Raw genomic sequence first — 18,725 nt, 5'->3', positions numbered from 1 at the left:
GCCACGTCAGCGCCGGTGTCTGTGGCGCTCACGCCAGGCGCGCAACCATCCACCGGAAAGCACAAAGCGCGGAAAGGTCACGAACTGTTCGGTCAGCAGACGTCTGAAAGCATCGCTTCGATCGCTGAACGGTTCGGGCTGCTCAGCCTCCAGTCGATGACCCTGACGTTGCATGCCAAGCGCTGCGATCAGCGCAAGAGCGCCCACCGCCAATTGAGTGAGGTCCATCGCGAACAGGCCCGAAAGCAGCAGTAGAAACGCCAGGATGAACAAAGGGACGGCGATCAGGTGCAGCACCAGATTGGCCGGATGGCGGTGGTGATGATGATAGCCGCGCCATTGCCAGGCGGGCAGGTTGGGTAGACGCTTGCTCATGGACATCTCCTCTCGGTCATGTCCAAAGCTTAGTGCGGCCCCTGGATCGGGGCCAATCGATGCCCTTTATGGGGGCTATAGCTTGAGCTGGCCGATGGCTTTGTTCAGCTCGCCGGCCAGCGTTGCCAGCTCGTTGCTGGTGGTAGCCGAACCCACGGTCTGCTGTACGGTTTGCTCGGTGACGTCGCGGATGCTGACCACCGCCCGGTTCATCTCTTCGGCCACTTGACTCTGCTGCTCTGCGGCCACCGCGATTTGGGTGTTGCTTTCGCGCATTTGAGCCACTGCCTGGGTGATCTCGGCGAGGGCGTCACCCGCTTCACGTGCCTGCTGCACGCAATCGTCGGCTTTGAAGGAACTTTCCTGCATGAAGTCCACTGCATCGCGGGTCCCATCCTGCAGTGCCGAGACCATGGCGGTGATCTCGTCTGTGGAACTTTGTACCCGCTTGGCCAGGTTGCGCACCTCATCGGCGACCACCGCGAAGCCCCGACCCAAGTCGCCCGCCCGCGCTGCTTCGATAGCCGCGTTGAGTGCCAGCAGGTTGGTCTGTTCGGCAATGCTGTGGATCACGCTGACCACACTGTTGATCTTCTGGCTGTCGTCGGCCAGTTGGCGAATCATCTCGGCAGTCTGCTGTACGCCGCTGGACAGGCCAGAGATGGAGTCCTGGACGCGGGTCACCACTGCCTGTCCACTGCCGGCAAGGGTATCGGCGCTCTGCGATAGATCGCGAGTAGCGCCTGCATGCTGGGCAATGTGGTGGACCGTGGCGGACATCTCGTTGATGGCGGTGGCAGCCTGGTCGGTCTCGCTCTGTTGGCCGATCATGCCGTGGCGCACTTCGTTCATGCTGGTCGCCAAGCGTGCGGCACCTGCGTCGAGCTGTGCGGCCGTTCGCGCCACGGTGCTCACCACGCGGTGGTAAGTGGTCTGCATGGCATTGAAGGCACCAGCCATCTGGCCCACCTCGTCGCCGCAGGCCAGCGGCACCCGGGCCGACAGGTCGCCGGTACGTTCGACATGCAGCATCACGTCCTTGAGCATGTTGAGTTGGCTCAGCAGAAAGCGGATGAGCAATTGCGAGGCGCAGAGCATCGCCAGCATGAGGATCAGCACGCACAGCGCATATTGGGTGAAGCGGTCAAAAAATACCTGGCGCAGGCTGGGTGACTGCGCCAGCACGGCAATGTGCTGGTCGCCCAGGCGTAGTACCTGGGCGCCGCGCAGGGGATCGGTGCCGAGCAACCAGGCTGCCGGTAGATCGACCCAGCCTTGCGCCTCGCGCAGTGACTCAAGGGACTGCCCTGCGAACGTAGGGGTTTGGCCGGTTTGCCAAGTGATGATCTGAGCCAGGGGAGGAAGGGGCTGGTTGGCGGGCCATCTGGCCAGCACCTCAGCTTGAGCCAGGGCCTGCGCGTGTGCCGCCTCGGCACGAGCCTGTTGCTCGAGATTGACGGCGTAAAGTACCAGCAGCAAGGTCGTGACAAAGGCCACCGCATTGACGGCCCAAAACTTGTACTTCAGGGAAATATTGCTAAGCCAGGCACCCATGGAAGGTCTTCTCTGAGTTGAGCGGAAACATTATTGGCAAGGTGCCATCATTGTGCGCGCTCGATGAGTCGACTGTCATGATGTGCATCAAGGGAGTTTGAAGAAAGCCTTCGCCGTCGCCGTCGTGTGTTCAGCGCACTGCTCGACGCTCTCGTCACGGTGCATGGCGACCTCGCGCAGTACGTAGGGTAGGTAGGCGGGTTCGTTGCGTCCACTTTTGGGCTTGGGGCGCAGGCTGCGTGGGAGAAGATAGGGCGCGTCGGTTTCCAGCATCAGTCGGCCCTGGGCAATGTCGCCGACCAGCGGATGCAAATGCGTACCACGGCGTTCGTCGCAGATCCAACCTGTGATGCCGATGTGCAGGTCCATGTCCAGATAGGCGAACAAGGCGTCGCGTTCTCCGGTAAAGCAGTGCACCACTGCAGCGCTGAGATGGTCGCGGTAGTCCTTGAGAATGGCCAGCAGACGTTGACTGGCGTCACGTTCGTGCAGAAACACCGGCAACTGCAGTTCAACTGCCAGCGCTAACTGCGCGTGCAGGGCACTTTCCTGCAGGGGACGAGGAGAGAAGTCGCGGTTGAAATCCAAGCCGCATTCACCCACCGCTCGCACGCGTGGCGCTTTCAGCAGTTCGCGCAGACGGCGCTCGCTTTCTCCACTCCAGGTGCTGGCCTCATGGGGGTGGACGCCGGCCGTGGCGAATAGGCACTGACCCTGCGCATCGAGTTGCTGACACAGCTCAAGTGCTTGCTCGCTCACGTCCAGGTTGGTGCCGGTAACCACCATCTGCGCCACGCCGGCCTCACGGGCGCGTTCGATGATTGCCGCTTCATGCTGATGGAAGCTGCTGTTGGTCAGATTGACGCCGATATCGATCAGTTGCATGGTGCTGTCTCATGCTGCGGGACGGCCACGATAGCAAAGTCCGCCATTTCGCGGGAAAACCAAGAACTTCGCACAAGATTGGTGGTCTTTTGCCATCATCTCTTGACGGTTCCCGGATGCACTTCCCATGCTGCGATTGTTGCTGACGACTCTGCTGTTGCTCGGCCTGATCAACGTGGTGCCTGCCTTCGCGCGTGAAACCGGCCCGGTGCAGCACGCGCCAGCTTCTCAGGTCCGTGATCTACCGCAGATCCGCGCCAGCAAGGTGCTGAGGGTGCTGGTCAATCAGAGCCGTAACAGCTCAGGTGAGGTCAAGGGTGAGCCGGTCGGCGTCGAGTACTACCGCTTGCGAGCACTGGAGCATGCACTCAACGCACGGATGGATGAAGGTCAGCGAATAACCTTCAAGGTCGTTCCCAGAGCCAAGGAGCAGCTCATTGGCGCATTGCGTCGCGGCGAAGGCGATTTGGCAGCGCCTGGTGAGTTGCTCGATGCGGCGCTGGTGCATGAAGTGGGCGTGAGTGCACCCGTGGTCGATCAGGTAGCACTCGTGCTGGTCGGGCGCAAAGGTGATCGGTCTTTCAGTCGGATCGAACAGTTGTCTGGACGTACGATTGCGTTGACCACGGCCAGTGCGGCGGGACCGGTGATCGAGCAGATCAATCAGCAACTGGCGCTGCGCAAGCGTGCGCCGGTGAGGATCGAGTGGGTAGACCCGACCCTGGCGGTGGAGGATGTGCTGGAAATGGTTCAGGCCGGCATCTATCACCTGACCGTGGTAGAGCGTCCCATTGCCCAACGTTGGGCGCGTGTGATGTCCAAACTGCGGCTGGACACGCGCTTGCACCTTGGCCAGCCACAGGCCATGCGTTGGTATGTGCGCAAGGATGCCACGCAGTTGCTCAGCAGCATCGACCGCTTTCTGGCGAGCTATCGTGCCCCAGATAACCAGGATGCCGCGTTTGAGCGAATTTATCGACGTCAGTACCGCGTCCATGATCCACTGGCTCGGCAAGATCGCCGGCGCTTGGCATCAGTGCGTGCGGTATTGCAGAAGCATGCGGCCGAGCAACAGATCGATTGGCTCAATCTGGCCGCCCTGGCCTTCAAGGAGTCGAGCCTTGACCCCAAGGCGCGTGGCGTGGGTGGGGCTCACGGCCTGATGCAAATCACTCCCTCTGCGGCTCAGCGAGTGGGCGTGAGCGATACCTCGACGGTCGATGGCAATGTTCAGGCTAGCGCGCGCTATCTGGCCATGATTCGTCGCAAGTTCTTTTCCAGCCCCCAACTCAATGAGCGTGAGCGCATGGCCTTTGTACTCGCGGCTTATAACCTTGGTCCCGAGCGGGTTCAGGCCATGCGGGCGCAGGCGCGTCGGCGCGGGCTGAACGCCAATCAGTGGTTCTTTCAGACTGAGCGAATCGCGATGGAGCAAGTGGGGATGGGAACAGTCAACTTCGTCAACAGCGTCAACAAGTACTTCCTGGCATTCAACCGTGAGCGATCAGGGCTTGAACAGGGGATAGGGCGGCAACAAGTTCTAATTAATCGATAGGTTGGTTCGGTTATTTGCGGTTTTCGTATCTTTAAAATCGATTAATATGGCGCTCATTCCCCACATCCGTTCAAGGAAACTGCAAGATGAGCCCTACCATCAAAGCCCTCCTTTCCACCCGCGCCGGTTTTGGCGTCAGCTTGTTGCGTGTTCTGATTGGTTTCATATTCATGGCGCACGGCGCACAAAAGCTCTTCGGTTGGTTCGGCGGCTACGGCCTCGAGGGGACCGGCCAGTGGATGGAGAGCATTGGACTGGCACCTGGCTATCTGATGGCCGTGCTTTCCGGCAGTGCCGAGTTCTTTGGCGGACTGGCTGTACTGCTCGGGCTGCTGGCGCGTCCCGCGGCGCTGGTGCTGAGTGCAACGTTGGTGGTGGCAATTTTCACTGTGCACATTAGCAACGGCTTGTTTATGGCCAACAATGGCTATGAGTTCGCGCTTGCGTTGATGGCCGGCACCCTCGCCATTCTCTTAGAAGGCGCCGGTCGGGTGTCGTTGGATCGCCTGATAGCCCGCTGACATAAGCCTGCAACCCGTTGACGGCAAACTGCAAGTGAGCAGCCACTTGCAGCTTGCCATCAGACGCTCTAGGATAACGCTTGCGCCGATTTAAACAGCTACTTGCGGGGCGCAGGAAAGGTCTGCAAGGCCATCCGAAATACCGCTAAAGCGCTGGTTCGGTGACGCCTCCCACCGCTGCCCAGCGGGATCTGCGAGGCGGAGAGATACTCCATGAGTTGCCCACGTACCAGCGTCTGCTTGACTCCACTGCCAGCCGATCAGGCCGCACGCACGCCTCGCATCCTTTTAGGTGGTCAGCACCAACCCACACTGCTGCGCAATCTCGATGGATTTTCCCGCCGCAAGGGTCAAGCCCGCGCCTTCCTCATCCAGTTCGCCGAAAACGCTTGCGACCTTGCCCGGTACGCCAGTGACCGCTTCGATCTGGCAGTCATCCAGGCACCGACGGGCGAACACGCTGGCGAAATCATCGGTCACCTTACCCGCATTGCTCGCCAGGGATTGATTACGCGCGGCTGATTCTCTGGCAGATGTCGTGCGCTGTGTTTTTTCGTTAAGCTCCCAGCCCCGCCAGGCCGATGTCGCCTGCGCAGGTAGTCGTGAGGAGAGCGAGCGGTTTGAGCACCAATATCATCACCATCGAAGGCCATGAGGCGCTCAAGAAGGAGCTGGATCATTTGTGGCGCGTCTACCGTCCGGAGATCACGCAGAAGGTGACGTGGGCGGCGTCTTTGGGCGATCGCAGCGAGAACGCTGATTATCAGTACAACAAGAAGCTGCTGCGCGAGATCGATCGTCGGGTCCGCTATCTGCGCAAACGTCTCGAGGACGTCAAGGTGGTGAGTTATTCGCCACAACAGGAGGGGCGCGTGTTCTTTGGCGCCTGGGTCGAGATCGAGAATGACGAGGGGCAGACCCTGGCGTTTCGTATCGTCGGCTACGACGAGATCCATGGCCGCAACGACTATATTTCCATTGATTCGCCCATGGCCCGTGCTTTGCTTAAAAAGGAGGAGGGCGACGAGGTCCGAGTGCATACCCCAACCGGTGATGCGACCTGGTACATCAATCGCATCCACTATGGCGCGACCTGAGCACGCCATGGCGGATGGTGGTCAGGTGTCTCGCAACACGCTCAAGGGTGATGCATTGAGCGCACGCCGGGTGCCGAAGACGCCGGCGGCGCCCACCAGCAGTGCGCCGATCAGTGGCAGCGCCAGCAGCCACGGATGCGGTGCCCATTGCAGATTGAAGGCGTAGCGGTACAGCCCCCAACTGATCAACTCGCAGCCCAGTGCTGCCAATACACCGCTGGCCGCGCCGAGCAGGCCGAACTCGATGCGCCGGGCCCTGACCAGCAGGGCGCGTCCGGCGCCGAGTGCGCGCAGCAGGGCGCCTTGGCGAATGCGCTCGTCCAGAGTGGCCTGTAATCCAGCGAGCAGTACCGTCACACCCGCCGCCAATACGAACAGCAGAACGTACTCTACAGCCAGGGTGACCTGGGCCAGGATGCTGCGCAGTTGCCCCAGCAGTGCATCGACCTGCAGCAGGGTCACGGCCGGGAAGGCGCGTGACAGTGCGACCACTTCAGCATCGTGGCCTGGCGCGAGGTAGAAGCTGGTCAGGTAGGTGGCTGGCAGTCCTTGCAGCGTACCCGGCTGGAAGATCATGTAGAAATTGGGCTGGAAGCTGTCCCAATGTACGGTCCGCAGGCTGGTGACCTGTGCCTGACGCTGCTCGCCCCCGATATCGAAGGTCAACAGGTCGTTAAGTTCCAGGCCCAGGCTGGCAGCCAGATCGGCTTCGACCGACACGCCGGGAGGCCTGTTATCGGGGGGTGATGATTGCCACCAAGTGCCGTCGACTATGGCATTGCCCTGGGGCAGATTGGCGGCCCAAGTCAAGCTCAGATCACGCTGTACGGCCCGCTCCCCAGCAGAGTCCTTGCTCACCCGTTGCTGGACCGATTGCCCGTTGATCTGCGTGAGCCGGCCTGGCATGACGGGATACAACGGGGCGGATGTGGCGTTGAGTTCGCGTAACCGCTGAGTAAACGGCTCGCGGTCGTCCGGCAGAATGTTGAGGGCGAAGTGATTGGGCGCGTCTTCGGGCAACTGGGCCTGCCAGTTGTCGAGGAGCTCCGCGCGCAGCAGTGCGATCAGCGCCATGGCCAGCAGTATCAGGCCGAAGGCGAGTGCCTGTCCGGCGGCGGCCAGCGGGTGACGCAGCAGTTGACCCAGGCCCAGTCGCCAGGCAAGCGGGGCGGCGGACAGCATTCGCCTCAGGCTGCGCAGGGCCAGCAGCAAAAGGCCGGCGAGCAGGGCTGCGGCCACGATCCCGCCGCCGAGCAGGGCGAATGTCAGGATCAGGTCGAGGCTCAGCCGCCACATGATCAGCCCCAGAGCAAACAGTGCGGCGCCGTACACCAGCCAACTGCTGGGCGGGGTGGGTAGCAGGTCGCGGCGAAGGACGCGCAGAGGCGGGACCCGTCCCAGCGCGGCCAAAGGTGGCAGAGCGAAGCCGGCCAGCGCGACCAGTCCGGTGCCGATGCCGGCCAGCGCCGGCGCAAGATTGCCGGAAGGGACCGCACTGGGCAGTAGCCCTTGCAGCAACGCGAACAGCCCAAGTTGTGCCAGCCAGCCTACCCATGCACCGCTCAGCGATGCGACCAGGCCCAACACGGTCAACTGCAGTGAAAAAAGGCCCAGTGCCTGGTGGCGTGACAAGCCCAGGCAGCGAAGCAGGGCGCTGGCATCGAGACGGCGAGCGGCGTAGCGGCTGGCTGACAGCGCCACTGCCACGCCGGCCAACAACACCGCCACCAGGCTGGCCATGTTCAAGTAACGCTCGGCGCGACCAAGAGCGCCACCGATCTGACGATTGCCATCACGGGTATCGAGCAATCGCTGGTTGGCGGCTAACTGCTGCTCGATTGCCTGGCGATAGCTTTCCAGCACTTGGGGCTCGCCGCGCCACAGGTCGCGATAGGTAACCCGGCTGCCCGGTTGGATCACTCCAGTGGCCTCCAGATCGGCCATGTTCATCAGCACGCGCGGGGTAAGGCTGTAGAAATTGCCGGCACGATCCGGCTCGTACGTGAGCACACGGGTCATGCGCAGGGGTTTCATGCCCACGTCGATGCTATCGCCGAGTGACAGCCCGAGCGCCGTCAACAGGCGCGCTTCTACCCACGCCTCACCCGGCGCAGGGCTACCTCCTGGGCTTTCGCTGCCGTAGGGCGTGGCTGCGCTGCGCAGCTCGCCGCGCAAGGGGTAGGCCGAGTCGACAGCCTTGATGCTGGAGAGCTGGATGCCTGCGTCGGCGGCCACCACACTGCTGAACTCAACCACGCGGGCGTGCTGAAGACCGCGTGATGTACCCGCGTCGAGTTGCTCGATTCGGATGGGGGAGGAGCCTTGCAGCACCAGGTCGGCTGCGAGGAATTCGCTGGCCCGCAGTTGCATGGCGCTGTTGAGGCGAGCGCCGAAGTAAGCGATGGCGGTGCTGGCTGCTACTGCCACCAGCACCGCCAAGAACAGCACTCGCACTTCGCTCGCGCGCGCATCGCGCAGCAGTTGGCGCAGGGCCAGCGTGCACAAGTGCTTGACCGACAGGCGGGTCATTGAGGCGCCTGCGGCACGACGAGGCGACCGGCCTCGAGGTGGATCAGGCGGCGGCACCGCTTGGCCAGGCGCTCGTCATGGGTCACCAGGACCAGGGTGGTACCACGCTCGCGGTTCAGCTCGAACAGCAGATCACTGATGCGCTCGCCGGTCTGGCTATCGAGGTTTCCGGTGGGCTCGTCAGCGAACAGTACCGCCGGATGTGCAGCAAAAGCCCGTGCAATCGCCACCCGTTGTTGTTCGCCGCCGGACAGTTGCCGAGGTGTGTGACTCATTCGATGGCCCAGGCCGACCCGATCGAGCAGGGCGCGCGCTTGTTCCCGTGCGTCGCGGCGACCGTCGAGCTCCAGGGGTAGCATCACGTTTTCCAGGGCGTTGAGGCTGTCCAGAAGCTGAAATGACTGGAACACGAAGCCGACATGCTCAGCGCGCACCTGGGCGCACTGGTCCTCGTCCAGTGCGCCGAGGTCGTGGCCGGCCAGCAGTACATTGCCCCCGCTGGGCCGATCAAGACCGGCGAGCAGTCCGAGCAGGGTCGACTTGCCGGAGCCGGACGCGCCAACGATCGCCAGGCTGTCCCCTTGGCTGAGATCCAGTGACAGGGGGTGGAGGATGGTAAGGTCGCCTTCCGCGCTCGAGACCACTTTGCTAAGGTTCTGCGCAACGAGAATGCTGGGGCTCATGGAGAATCCAATGCGAATGTGGTGGTTGAGCGCCGGTCTGGCCCTGTGCGGTCTGGCTCAAGGCGCGACGGCGGGGACGGTGCTGATTGTCGGCGATAGTATCAGCGCAGGTTTTGGCCTGGATACCCGCCAGGGCTGGGTCACGCTGCTGCAGCAGCGCCTGCATGACGAGGGATTCGCTGATCAAGTGGTCAACGCGTCGATCAGTGGTGACACCAGTGCCGGGGGGCAGGCGCGGCTACCGGCGCTGCTTGCGGCGCACAAGCCGGATCTGGTGGTGCTCGAGTTGGGCGGTAACGATGGGCTGCGGGGACAGCCGCCGCAGCAATTGCAACAAAATCTTGCATCAATGATCGATCGCTCGCGGGCCGCGGGTGCCAAGGTGGTATTGCTGGGCATGCGTCTGCCACCCAATTATGGTGTTCGCTATACCTCTGCATTCGCTCAGGTCTATGAGCAGTTGGCTAGCGACAAGAAGGTGCCCTTGGTGCCGTTTTTCCTCGAGGGCGTCGGTGGCGTCCCGACGTTGATGCAGGCCGACGGTATCCATCCGGCCGAAGGCGCCCAGCAGCGCCTGCTGGACAATGCATGGCCGACGATAAAACCCATGCTCTGACGCTTTCAACGCGGAACGCTTTCGGCTAATGTTGCGCCCCCCGTTTCGAGTGCCCCCGATGCCCCGCCCCGCCTGGTCCCTGTACGCCTATCAACTGATCGAGCCCGACGAGCAATTGGATCTGTTCGCGTGTCAGGAGGTGCGTGTTCATCTCGCCGCGCGTCAACTCGAACTGGGTGCTCCAGCCGACCGCACCTTGTGTGGCGGATTGCTGCCAGCGCAGCCGCGCTGGTCTTCGGTGCAGCGTACGGTCTATCGCGATGAGCGCCTTTGCCCTTTGTGCCGCGCAATCCTCGATGCCCAGCGGCGGGGCACCCGGCCGGTGTGGCCCGAGCTCTGAGCACGCCTTTCATCATTTGTCATTCTTGCGTACCCGGCCGATGCCTCCCCCTCGGCAACAGCCGAGTGTACAATCGAACCTCTTGAACCCTCTGTCGAAGGATTTACCGGATGCTGCCGCGCTTTACCGCCGTCACCCGTTGCCTGTCCCTGGCTGCCCTGCTGATGGCCGGTCCCGCCGTCGCGCTGGAGCTGCCACTGCCACCGCCCGGAGAAGATGTCGTCGGCCAGGTGCGCACGATCAAGGCCAAGTACGAGGATACCTTCGCCGACATCGGCACCGCCAACGACCTGGGCTACCTGGAAATGATCGCGGCCAACCCCGGTGTCGATCCCTGGCTGCCGGGTGCCGGTACAGAGATCATCCTGCCGACGCGCTATATCTTGCCACCGGGGCCGCGCGAGGGGATCGTCATCAATCTGGCCGAGTACCGCCTTTATTACTACCCTAAAGGGCAGAATGTGGTGTACACCTTCCCGCTGGGTATCGGTCGTGAGGGCTGGGGCTCGCCAGTGGCCAATACCAAGATTACCGCCAAGACGCCCAACCCTACCTGGACCCCGCCAGCCTCCATCCGTGCCGAGCACGCCGCTGACGGGGATATCTTGCCCGCCGTAGTGCCGGCCGGCCCCGACAACCCACTGGGGCCCTTCAAATTCACCCTGGGCCTGCCGGGCTATCTGATTCATGGGTCGAACAAGAAGTTCGGCATCGGTATGCGCACCAGTCATGGCTGCTTCCGCATGCTCAACAACAATGTGGTCTCGCTCTCGGAGATGGTCCCTGTGGGCACGCCGGTGCGCATCATCAACGAACCCTACAAGTTCGGCGTGAGCGGCGGTAAGGTGTACCTGGAGGCGCATACGCCCTTGGACGAGCAGGGCAATCCTTCGGTCGTGGACAAGCACACGGCTGTCATCAATGCATTGCTCAAGCGCGAAGATCTCGCCAACAATCTGCGCATGAACTGGGACATGGTGCGCGACGTGGTCGCCGCCGAAGATGGTATCCCTGTCGAGATCGCTGTACCCGGCACTGGCCAGGGTGGTACCTCGATGGTGTCCGAAATTCCGCCCGAGATTCAGTAGCCGTAGCGATGTCTAGCCAGGCCCGCCTCATGGCGGGCTTTCTTCATCCTGAGCTTCTGTGTCGGCGGATGGACGCGCATAAAAAAGCCGACCCACGAATGGGTCGGCTTCTCAATAATCCGTGAGGACTATTACTTGCGGCTGGCTTTGTCCAGCATACGCAGAGCGCGCTCGTTGGCTTCGTCAGCGGTCTGCTGAGCCTTCTGAGCGGCGGCCAGAGCGTCGTCAGCCTTACGATAGGCTTCGTCAGCACGGGCTTGAGCGCGAGCAGCTGCGTCTTCGGTCGCAGTCAGACGAGCTTCGGTTTCTTTGGATACGCTGCTGCAACCGGTAGCCAGAACTGCGGCCAGAGCCAGAGCAGAGAATTTCAGAACGTTGTTCATCGTGTTCCCCTTCAAGGACTTTCTATTAAATAGCCATCTCTCGGAAAAGAGAAACTGGCCGGCGTACATACTACCCATTACTTGTAGTAAGTAAACTGACTGAACGCAAGAAGCGTAAAAAAAATGTTGCCAGAAGCCCCGTATGGCAAGCCTTGCGATGAAGTTGACGCTGCTGATCCATCCGCCTCTCAGCGCTGCCCCAAGAAACTTTTCGTTGAACTAAGGGTGACTTGCACGGTCATGCAGCGTCTCAGGTACTAGAGCATCCGGCTGGCAGTTTGGTATTGATCGATGCCTGTCAGGCGATCCTTCTGCGCGCCATTGTTAGTCTGCACGGCTTGAGCAACGGCGCCTTGTCCGCCTACTATCTACCGCATCAGCGACCGCGAACGATTGCCAATGCGTAGTGGTCGAAGTGGCATTGGGTGGCGTCGAGCGCGCTCCGCCGGATAAATCATCGTTCAAGGCCAAGGTCTGCCATAAGGCCTGCGAGGAGTAGTGATGAGTGAAGCGCTGACCATCCACCATGACCAAGTCGGTCATCAGTTCGAGACCAACGTGGACGGTCATCGTGCTTATCTCACCTACATGGATCTGGGCAAGCAGACGCTCGATATTTATCGCACCTTCGTTCCAAACGCGCTGCGCGGACGTGGCATCGCTGCCGCGTTGACGGAGAAAGCGCTGGAGTATGCCGAGCAGATGGGATACACCGTGATTCCCTCATGTTCCTATGTCGAACGCTACATGGAGCGTCAGCAGCGGCATTCCAGCAAGGCCTGATCGGCTTACACCTACGAAAACGCCGGGCAATTGCCCGGCGTTTTCGTAGGTGTTCCGTCACTGCGATGCATCAGCCACGCTGACGTTTTGGCAGTACGTCCTTGAGTTTGGCGTGCATGCTGCGCAGGCTTTTCTCGGTCGCGGCCCAATCGATACAAGCATCGGTCACGGAGACGCCGTACTGGAGATCTTCCAGGTTTTTCGGAATCGCCTGACAGCCCCAGTTCAAATGGCTTTCCACCATCAGGCCGATGATCGACTGGTTGCCCTCGAGGATCTGGTTGGCCACGTTGTCCATGACCAGAGGCTGCAAAGCAGGGTCTTTGTTGGAGTTGGCATGGCTGCAGTCGACCATGATATTGGGCTTGATCTTGGCTTTGGCCAGATCCTGCTCGCACAGCGCCACACTGACCGAGTCGTAGTTGGGCTTGCCATTGCCGCCGCGCAGTACCACGTGGCCATACGCGTTGCCTTTGGTGGTGACGATGGAGACGCCACCTTCCTGGTTGATGCCCAGGAAGCGGTGCGGCTTGGAGACCGACTGCAGGGCATTGATCGCAACGGTGAGGCCGCCGTCCGTCCCGTTCTTGAAGCCAACCGCCGACGACAGTCCCGAGGCCATTTCACGGTGGGTCTGGGATTCAGTGGTGCGCGCGCCGATGGCCGACCAACTGATCAAGTCCTGCAGGTACTGGGGTGAGATCGGGTCCAAGGCTTCGGTGGCGGTGGGCAGGCCCATCTCGGCCAGGTCCAGCAGTAGCTTACGACCGATGTGCAGACCGTCCTGGATCTTGAATGAGTCATCCAGGTACGGGTCGTTGATCAGACCTTTCCAGCCAACCGTGGTACGAGGTTTCTCAAAGTACACGCGCATGACCAGATAGAGCGTGTCGGACACTTCTTCGGCCAGCACTTTGAGGCGCTCGGCATACTCGTGGGCAGCCTTGATGTCGTGGATGGAGCACGGGCCGATCACGACGAACAGGCGGTGATCCTTGCCGTCGAGGATGTCGCGTACCACTTCGCGGCCAGCCGTCACGGTCTGCAGGGCCTTGGCGCTGAGCGGGATTTCTTTCTTCAGCTGATCGGGGGTGATCAGGGTTTCGTTGGAGGCAACGTTGAGGTCATCGATCGGTAAATCAGCCATCGTGTTACTCGTCAGGTCACGGGTGCCGGCCGCCAGCAAACCCCGTGCGGCCCAGCAGCAGATTGTTCGCAGCGGGGGGAGCCGAACCTTAGCGCGTTACGTCGGGCGCGACAATGGTCATGGCCCTGTCCAGGAGGATTAACCCTGCCGACGGAGACGCTAGGTATAGTGGCGCGATCAAATGGCGGTCGCTGCCTGCAGGCATGCGGTCGAGCAGACTTCGCCTGGACAGGAGGGCAGCATGGTTTCCCGCACTACACGCATCGGCATCATCGGTAGTGGTGCAATCGGTGGCTTCTATGGATTGATGCTGGCCCGCGCTGGTTTCGATGTGCACTTTCTGTTGCGTAGCGACTACGCGGTGGTGCAAAAGGATGGGCTGAGTATCGATAGCGCCCTCCATGGAGCACTGCACATGAAGGTGCAGGCCTACGCTTCGGCTGGCGACATGCCGCCCTGTGACTGGCTGCTGGTCGGCGCCAAGGCCACCAGTAACGCCGAGCTGGCGCCGCTGCTCGTCCAGGCCGCAGCACCCGGTGCCCGTGTCGTATTGCTGCAGAACGGACTGGGCGTCGAGGAGCAATTGCGCCCTGCGCTGCGCGACGACATGCATCTGCTCGGCGGGCTGTGCTTCATCTGCGTGAATCGCCAGGCGCCCGGGGTCATTCGCCATCAAGCGCTGGGTGCGATCAACCTGGGCTACCACAGCGGCCCGGATGACGTTGATGCTGGCGTAATCGCTGCTGAAGGCGCTGAGCTGTTCCGCGCCGCAGGGGTTGATTCGCAGCCGATGGACGACGTTGGCCAGGCGCGCTGGCAGAAACTGGTGTGGAATGTGCCTTACAACGGACTCTCAGTACTGTTGCAAGCCAGCACCAAAGCACTGATGAGCGATCCAGACAGCCGTGAGCTGGTGCGCGCGCTGATGCACGAAGTGGTCATCGGGGCTCAGGCCTGTGGACAGGTTTTACCTCAGGGCTATGTCGAGCACCTGTTGCGCGTGACCGATCAGATGCCCGATTACTGGCCAAGCATGTACCACGATCATGTTCATCGCAGACCGCTGGAACTGCAGGCGATCTATGCCGAGCCACTGGCCCGTGCGCGGCAGGCCGGTTGTCATTTACCAAGGATCGAATCCCTGTACCAGGCGCTGACGTTCATCGACCGACGTAACCGCGCCGACTGAGCGACTGGCGCAACTCGGCCCGCGACGGCCAGACGCTGCCGCGCAGGCGCTGCTAAGCTCAAGCGTGCTCTGCCCGCCGAGGCAGTCGAGGAGGCCGTATGATCCGCTCCATGCTGTACGCCACCGATCTTGGCGTCTACGCGCCTTTCGTCCTGCAGCATGCTCTGGCTCTGGCACGCACGTTCGAGGCGCAGTTGTATGTGATCCATGCTGTCGAGCCGATGGGCCAGTTCGCCGAGTCGCTCCTGCAGAGCTACCTCGATGAGCAGACGCTCGAGCGGTTGCACTCCCAGGGAGTGAATACGGTCATGGCCAACATAGAGCAGCGTGTGCTGGAAAGCTTTCGCGACGAGCTGGGCGAGGATGCTGACCTGGCCGTGATCAAGGCTGTGCGCGTGCGTCAGGGTGATCCGGCGCAAGTCATTCTGGAGCAGGCCCAGCGTCTGGCGGTTGACCTGCTGATCTTCGGCAGTCACGCCGAGGGCGCAGGGGTCGACGTGCCGATTGGAAGGACTGCGGTGCGGCTGCTCCAACTATCGCCTGTACCGGTGTATATGGTGCCGTTGGCTCAGCACCTGGGTCGTAGGAAAGGCTGAAACTGGCAGTAGGTCTTTTCCGTCAGACGTAACAAAATAGTTCTAGATTTCTTCATCTGACCACTAATATAGTTATAACTCGTCGCTGCCAGCAGCCGGTGACCTACCGCTGATCCGAGGGAAACCTATGAAGCTTCAACAACTGCGCTACATCTGGGAAGTGGCGCACCATGACCTCAACGTCTCTGCCACTGCGCAGAGTCTTTACACCTCCCAGCCGGGGATCAGCAAGCAGATCCGCCTTCTGGAGGATGAGTTGGGGGTCGAAGTCTTCGCCCGCAGCGGCAAGCACCTGACCCGCGTCACGCCGGCCGGTGAGCGCATCATCACGACTGCCGGTGAAATTCTGCGCAAGGTCGAGAGCATCAAACAGATCGCCCAGGAGTTCTCCAACGAGAAGAAGGGCACGCTGTCGATCGCCACCACCCACACCCAGGCGCGCTATGCGTTGCCACCGGTGATCAGCAATTTCATCAAGCAGTACCCTGAAGTGTCCTTGCACATGCACCAGGGCTCGCCGATGCAGATCGCCGAGATGGCAGCCGATGGCACCGTCGATTTCGCCATCGCCACCGAAGCGCTGGAGTTGTTTGGCGACCTGATCATGATGCCCTGCTACAAGTGGAATCGTTGCGTTGTGGTGCCTCAGGGGCACCCGCTTACCAAGCTGCCCAAGCTCACCCTTGAGGCGCTGGCCGAGTACCCCATCGTCACTTATGTGTTTGGTTTCACCGGTCGCTCGAAGCTGGACGAGGCGTTCAATCATCGCGGTCTGACGCCGAAGGTGGTGTTCACGGCGGCCGACGCTGATGTGATCAAGACTTACGTACGCTTGGGCCTGGGCGTGGGCATCGTGGCCAAGATGGCGGTCGATGCGAAGCTTGACAGCGATCTGGTCTGCCTGGACGCCAGCGAGTTGTTCGAAGCCAGCATCACCAAGATTGGCTTCCGTCGCGGCACTTTCCTGCGCGGCTTCATGTGCGACTTCATCGAAAAGTTCGCCCCTCACCTGACCCGCGAGGTGATGGCCAAAGCCATCCAGTGCCACAACAAGCAGGAGCTTGAGGCCCTGTTCGAAGGCGTCGAGCTGCCGGTGCACTAGAACGGCAGCTGCAAGCTATAAGCTTTGAGCTTCAAGAAAGAGCAGGCCGTGTGTGGTCTGCTCTTTTTGCTTGCAGCTTGCAGCTTGCAGCTGTTCAGCCTTTGCTGATCAGGTTGCCGGCATGCAGGCCGCATTCCTTCTGGGTCGATTCCTCCCACCACCAACGGCCTTCGCGTTCGTGTTGGTTCGGTAGCACTGGGCGGGTGCACGGCTCGCAGCCGATGCTGATGAAGCCGCGTTCGTGGAGGCTGTTGTAGGGCAGCTCGAGCATGCGGATGTAGCCCCAGACTTCCTCGCTGGACATCTGTGCCAGGGGATTGAACTTGTACAGGGTGCGCTCGGCTGTGGAGAAGGCCGAGTCGATTTCCAGTGCTGCCACCTGGCTGCGAGTGCCGGGGCTCTGGTCGCGGCGCTGACCGGTCGCCCAGGCACTGACGCCCGCCAGCTTGCGGCGCAGAGGTTCGATTTTTCGAATGCCGCAGCATTCGCCGTGGCCGTCCTTGTAGAAACTGAATAGCCCTTTGTCCTTGACGAAGGGGTCGAGCTTGGCGCGATCCGGGCTGAGAATTTCGATCGGCAGGCTGTAATGCTCGCGAACCTGATCGATGAAACGGTAGGTTTCCGGGTGCAGACGGCCGGTGTCCAGGCTGAAGACCTTGACCTGCTTGTTCAGCTTCCACGCCATGTCCACCAGCACCACATCTTCAGCACCGCTGAAGGAGATCCACAGGTCGTCACCGAAATGCTCGAAGGCGAGCTTGAGAATATCCTGGGGGGACTTGCTGGCGTAGGTCGCCGCCAGGGTGGCGACATCGAAGATTTGGCTCATCAGGCGGTTTCCATCGTGTGTATGGCGCTGTGCGCTCGTAGTGGGGCGATGGTAACAAAAAATGGCGTGGCAGACGCTTCCATCTCCGTCTGTCCGACTGCAATCACAGTCCTTGCAGGGTTTGCATCAGCACGCGGACTTTGGCGATGGATTCTTCGTATTCGGCTTCCCAGTTCGAATCGGCTACCACCGCGCCGCCTCCCCAACAACTGACTTGGCCGTCTTTGACCAGCAGGCTGCGGATGGCGATGGAGCTGTCCATTTCGCCACGTACGTCGATGTACAGCAGCGAGCCGCAATACAGCGCCCTTCGGGTCGGTTCCAGCTCGTCGATGATCTGCATGGCGCGGATCTTTGGTGCGCCGGTGATGGAGCCACCGGGGAAGCTGCCGGCGATCAGGTCGAGCGCATCCTTGTCGTCAGCCAGTCGGCCAGTGATGCTGCTGACCAGGTGATGGACATTTGGGTAGCTTTCCAGGCTGAACAGCTCCGGTACCCTCACCGAGCCGATCTGGCAAGTGCGCCCTAGGTCGTTGCGCAGCAGGTCAACGATCATCAGGTTTTCGGAGCGGTCTTTTTTGCTGGCTTGCAATTCGCGCGCGTTGCGCAGGTCCTCGGCAGGGTCTTCGGCGCGTGGGCGAGTGCCTTTGATCGGCCGGGTTTCGACCTGCCGCTGGCTGACGCGGACGAAGCGCTCGGGCGAGAAACTCAGTAGTGCGCTATTCGGGGTGAGCTGTTGGAACCCCGAGAAGGGCGTCGGGCAAGCGGCGCGCAGTGCCTGGTAGGCATGCCACGCGTCGCCTTGGCAGGGTGCGCGAAAACGCTGGGTCAGGTTGATCTGGTAGCAATCGCCCGCTTGGATGTAGCGCTGCACTTGGTCGAATGCAGCTCGGTAGTGTTCCGGTGCGAGATCGCCCTGCATGGGGGCCAGCAGCCTGAAGGTTTCGACTGAAGGTGACTCTGTTTGCTCGAACAGGTCGATCAGGCGCAGACGTTCAGCGTGGGGGAGTGCCGGGTGAAACATCAGTTGCGAGGTATGCAGCGCATGGTCCGTGATCATCGCCCAGGCATACAGGCCCAGTTGCGCATCGGCTAGTTTGAGGTCGTCCGTGGCCAGCTCGGGCAGGCGCTCCAGCCGTCGACCGAAGTCATAGCTCAGATAACCGATCAGGCCGCCGGCAAAAGGTAGCTCGCTGCCGTTGGGAAGTCTGGCTTCACCCAGTTCGCTCAGTCCCTGGCGCAATCGATCCAGGAATGCCTGGCCGCTTTCGCCGTCGGCGGCTTGCAGTTGCTGAATGGGCCAGGCACTGAACAGGTCGAAACGCCCACGCTCGGCACTCGGGCGCGCGCTGTCGAGCAGAATGGCGCCCGGAGCCTGACGCAGGCGACCGAAATAATGCCCTGGATTGGGTCGGTAGGGCAGGGGATGAAGGGTGCAGGTCGGCATCGGCAT

At 61.3% G+C, this 18,725-nt stretch carries 20 protein-coding genes; 11 read left to right on the top strand and 9 right to left on the bottom strand.

Annotation, left to right across the window (positions count from 1 at the left end; all coding sequences use genetic code 11):
- Positions 1–6: 6 nt before the first annotated feature.
- The 3 genes from ACK2SD_RS16355 to ACK2SD_RS16345 all read right to left on the bottom strand — a co-directional run bounded on the left by ACK2SD_RS16355 (position 7) and on the right by ACK2SD_RS16345 (position 2,814).
- Entirely contained in the window at positions 7–375 is a 369-nt protein-coding gene (locus tag ACK2SD_RS16355) for an Mpo1-like protein (protein ID WP_342649246.1), read from the bottom strand.
- 75 nt (positions 376–450) lie between these two features.
- On the bottom strand, positions 451–1,929 hold the full coding sequence (locus ACK2SD_RS16350; RefSeq protein ID WP_412460324.1) for a methyl-accepting chemotaxis protein: 1,479 nt from the start codon (positions 1,927–1,929) through the stop codon (positions 451–453).
- An 87-nt stretch (positions 1,930–2,016) separates the two neighbouring features.
- Positions 2,017–2,814, bottom strand: coding sequence for a TatD family hydrolase (locus tag ACK2SD_RS16345; RefSeq protein ID WP_412460323.1), 798 nt, complete (start codon positions 2,812–2,814; stop codon positions 2,017–2,019).
- A 127-nt stretch (positions 2,815–2,941) separates the two neighbouring features.
- Between ACK2SD_RS16345 and ACK2SD_RS16340 the strand changes: the two genes are divergently transcribed.
- The 4 genes from ACK2SD_RS16340 (at position 2,942) to greB (ending at position 5,987) form a co-directional block, all read left to right on the top strand.
- Positions 2,942–4,369 carry a transglycosylase SLT domain-containing protein gene (locus ACK2SD_RS16340; protein WP_412460322.1) on the top strand — a complete coding sequence of 476 codons (1,428 nt, stop codon included), beginning with the start codon at positions 2,942–2,944 and terminating at the stop codon, positions 4,367–4,369.
- Positions 4,370–4,455: 86 nt separating this feature from the next.
- Positions 4,456–4,890 (top strand): DoxX family protein, encoded by a 435-nt coding sequence (locus tag ACK2SD_RS16335; protein ID WP_412460321.1) that lies wholly within the window; start codon positions 4,456–4,458, stop codon positions 4,888–4,890.
- A gap of 213 nt (positions 4,891–5,103) precedes the next feature.
- Positions 5,104–5,412 (top strand): hypothetical protein, encoded by a 309-nt coding sequence (locus ACK2SD_RS16330; protein ID WP_116887927.1) that lies wholly within the window; start codon positions 5,104–5,106, stop codon positions 5,410–5,412.
- Positions 5,413–5,510: 98 nt separating this feature from the next.
- A complete protein-coding gene (gene greB, locus ACK2SD_RS16325; protein WP_039576595.1) occupies positions 5,511–5,987 on the top strand; it encodes a transcription elongation factor GreB in 477 nt (158 codons plus the stop codon).
- Between the two features lie 21 nt (positions 5,988–6,008).
- On the opposite strand, the gene ACK2SD_RS16320 is transcribed toward greB, so the two are convergent.
- Both ACK2SD_RS16320 and ACK2SD_RS16315 read right to left on the bottom strand, forming a co-directional pair.
- On the bottom strand, positions 6,009–8,516 hold the full coding sequence (locus tag ACK2SD_RS16320; protein WP_412460320.1) for an ABC transporter permease: 2,508 nt from the start codon (positions 8,514–8,516) through the stop codon (positions 6,009–6,011).
- Positions 8,513–9,199: an ABC transporter ATP-binding protein gene (locus ACK2SD_RS16315; RefSeq protein WP_412460319.1), complete on the bottom strand. Its 687-nt coding sequence runs from the start codon at positions 9,197–9,199 to the stop codon at positions 8,513–8,515. Before ACK2SD_RS16315 ends, ACK2SD_RS16320 begins: the two co-directional genes overlap by 4 nt.
- Before the next feature lie 10 nt (positions 9,200–9,209).
- Between ACK2SD_RS16315 and ACK2SD_RS16310 the strand changes: the two genes are divergently transcribed.
- From ACK2SD_RS16310 to ACK2SD_RS16300, 3 genes are all read left to right on the top strand, one after another.
- Positions 9,210–9,815: an arylesterase gene (locus tag ACK2SD_RS16310; RefSeq protein WP_342649224.1), complete on the top strand. Its 606-nt coding sequence runs from the start codon at positions 9,210–9,212 to the stop codon at positions 9,813–9,815.
- 58 nt (positions 9,816–9,873) lie between these two features.
- Positions 9,874–10,155 (top strand): hypothetical protein, encoded by a 282-nt coding sequence (locus ACK2SD_RS16305; protein ID WP_039576600.1) that lies wholly within the window; start codon positions 9,874–9,876, stop codon positions 10,153–10,155.
- A 110-nt stretch (positions 10,156–10,265) separates the two neighbouring features.
- Positions 10,266–11,243, top strand: a complete 978-nt coding sequence (locus ACK2SD_RS16300; RefSeq protein ID WP_317871309.1) for a L,D-transpeptidase family protein — start codon at positions 10,266–10,268, stop codon at positions 11,241–11,243.
- A 131-nt stretch (positions 11,244–11,374) separates the two neighbouring features.
- On the opposite strand, the gene oprI is transcribed toward ACK2SD_RS16300, so the two are convergent.
- Positions 11,375–11,626 (bottom strand): outer membrane lipoprotei OprI, encoded by a 252-nt coding sequence (gene oprI / locus ACK2SD_RS16295; protein WP_003259780.1) that lies wholly within the window; start codon positions 11,624–11,626, stop codon positions 11,375–11,377.
- A gap of 501 nt (positions 11,627–12,127) precedes the next feature.
- On the opposite strand from oprI, the gene ACK2SD_RS16290 reads away from it, so the two are divergent.
- Positions 12,128–12,409, top strand: coding sequence for a GNAT family N-acetyltransferase (locus ACK2SD_RS16290; protein WP_029613543.1), 282 nt, complete (start codon positions 12,128–12,130; stop codon positions 12,407–12,409).
- A gap of 70 nt (positions 12,410–12,479) precedes the next feature.
- Here ACK2SD_RS16290 and ACK2SD_RS16285 read toward each other — a convergent pair whose 3' ends face one another.
- Positions 12,480–13,556 (bottom strand): 3-deoxy-7-phosphoheptulonate synthase, encoded by a 1,077-nt coding sequence (locus ACK2SD_RS16285; RefSeq protein ID WP_039576648.1) that lies wholly within the window; start codon positions 13,554–13,556, stop codon positions 12,480–12,482.
- Positions 13,557–13,797: 241 nt separating this feature from the next.
- On the opposite strand from ACK2SD_RS16285, the gene ACK2SD_RS16280 reads away from it, so the two are divergent.
- From ACK2SD_RS16280 to cysB, 3 genes are all read left to right on the top strand, one after another.
- Entirely contained in the window at positions 13,798–14,745 is a 948-nt protein-coding gene (locus ACK2SD_RS16280; protein WP_412460318.1) for a putative 2-dehydropantoate 2-reductase, read from the top strand.
- Between the two features lie 98 nt (positions 14,746–14,843).
- A complete protein-coding gene (locus tag ACK2SD_RS16275) occupies positions 14,844–15,341 on the top strand; it encodes a universal stress protein (RefSeq protein ID WP_412460317.1) in 498 nt (165 codons plus the stop codon).
- A gap of 127 nt (positions 15,342–15,468) precedes the next feature.
- Positions 15,469–16,443: an HTH-type transcriptional regulator CysB gene (gene cysB / locus ACK2SD_RS16270; RefSeq protein WP_029613547.1), complete on the top strand. Its 975-nt coding sequence runs from the start codon at positions 15,469–15,471 to the stop codon at positions 16,441–16,443.
- Positions 16,444–16,537: 94 nt separating this feature from the next.
- Here cysB and ACK2SD_RS16265 read toward each other — a convergent pair whose 3' ends face one another.
- Together ACK2SD_RS16265 and pabB are read right to left on the bottom strand one after the other, a co-directional pair.
- Positions 16,538–17,272, bottom strand: coding sequence for a phosphoadenylyl-sulfate reductase (locus ACK2SD_RS16265; protein ID WP_039576658.1), 735 nt, complete (start codon positions 17,270–17,272; stop codon positions 16,538–16,540).
- A gap of 103 nt (positions 17,273–17,375) precedes the next feature.
- Positions 17,376–18,719 carry an aminodeoxychorismate synthase component I gene (gene pabB / locus ACK2SD_RS16260; protein WP_412460316.1) on the bottom strand — a complete coding sequence of 448 codons (1,344 nt, stop codon included), beginning with the start codon at positions 18,717–18,719 and terminating at the stop codon, positions 17,376–17,378.
- Positions 18,720–18,725 lie beyond the last annotated feature (6 nt).

This window comes from Pseudomonas sp. SC11 (assembly GCF_047039205.1).
Taxonomy (GTDB): domain Bacteria; phylum Pseudomonadota; class Gammaproteobacteria; order Pseudomonadales; family Pseudomonadaceae; genus Aquipseudomonas; species Aquipseudomonas boreofloridensis.
This window is presented reverse-complemented; position numbering and strand designations above follow the sequence as displayed.

Bases quoted from the DNA above. Each gene is read 5' to 3' on its own strand.
- ACK2SD_RS16355 (WP_342649246.1), bottom strand. From the start codon at position 375: ATGAGCAAGCGTCTACCCAACCTGCCCGCCTGGCAATGGCGCGGCTAT.
- ACK2SD_RS16350 (WP_412460324.1), bottom strand. From the start codon at position 1,929: ATGGGTGCCTGGCTTAGCAATATTTCCCTGAAGTACAAGTTTTGGGCC.
- ACK2SD_RS16345 (WP_412460323.1), bottom strand. From the start codon at position 2,814: ATGCAACTGATCGATATCGGCGTCAATCTGACCAACAGCAGCTTCCAT.
- ACK2SD_RS16340 (WP_412460322.1), top strand. From the start codon at position 2,942: ATGCTGCGATTGTTGCTGACGACTCTGCTGTTGCTCGGCCTGATCAAC.
- ACK2SD_RS16335 (WP_412460321.1), top strand. From the start codon at position 4,456: ATGAGCCCTACCATCAAAGCCCTCCTTTCCACCCGCGCCGGTTTTGGC.
- ACK2SD_RS16330 (WP_116887927.1), top strand. From the start codon at position 5,104: ATGAGTTGCCCACGTACCAGCGTCTGCTTGACTCCACTGCCAGCCGAT.
- ACK2SD_RS16320 (WP_412460320.1), bottom strand. From the start codon at position 8,516: ATGACCCGCCTGTCGGTCAAGCACTTGTGCACGCTGGCCCTGCGCCAA.
- ACK2SD_RS16315 (WP_412460319.1), bottom strand. From the start codon at position 9,199: ATGAGCCCCAGCATTCTCGTTGCGCAGAACCTTAGCAAAGTGGTCTCG.
- ACK2SD_RS16310 (WP_342649224.1), top strand. From the start codon at position 9,210: ATGCGAATGTGGTGGTTGAGCGCCGGTCTGGCCCTGTGCGGTCTGGCT.
- ACK2SD_RS16305 (WP_039576600.1), top strand. From the start codon at position 9,874: ATGCCCCGCCCCGCCTGGTCCCTGTACGCCTATCAACTGATCGAGCCC.
- ACK2SD_RS16300 (WP_317871309.1), top strand. From the start codon at position 10,266: ATGCTGCCGCGCTTTACCGCCGTCACCCGTTGCCTGTCCCTGGCTGCC.
- oprI (WP_003259780.1), bottom strand. From the start codon at position 11,626: ATGAACAACGTTCTGAAATTCTCTGCTCTGGCTCTGGCCGCAGTTCTG.
- ACK2SD_RS16290 (WP_029613543.1), top strand. From the start codon at position 12,128: ATGAGTGAAGCGCTGACCATCCACCATGACCAAGTCGGTCATCAGTTC.
- ACK2SD_RS16285 (WP_039576648.1), bottom strand. From the start codon at position 13,556: ATGGCTGATTTACCGATCGATGACCTCAACGTTGCCTCCAACGAAACC.
- ACK2SD_RS16280 (WP_412460318.1), top strand. From the start codon at position 13,798: ATGGTTTCCCGCACTACACGCATCGGCATCATCGGTAGTGGTGCAATC.
- ACK2SD_RS16275 (WP_412460317.1), top strand. From the start codon at position 14,844: ATGATCCGCTCCATGCTGTACGCCACCGATCTTGGCGTCTACGCGCCT.
- cysB (WP_029613547.1), top strand. From the start codon at position 15,469: ATGAAGCTTCAACAACTGCGCTACATCTGGGAAGTGGCGCACCATGAC.
- ACK2SD_RS16265 (WP_039576658.1), bottom strand. From the start codon at position 17,272: ATGAGCCAAATCTTCGATGTCGCCACCCTGGCGGCGACCTACGCCAGC.
- pabB (WP_412460316.1), bottom strand. From the start codon at position 18,719: ATGCCGACCTGCACCCTTCATCCCCTGCCCTACCGACCCAATCCAGGG.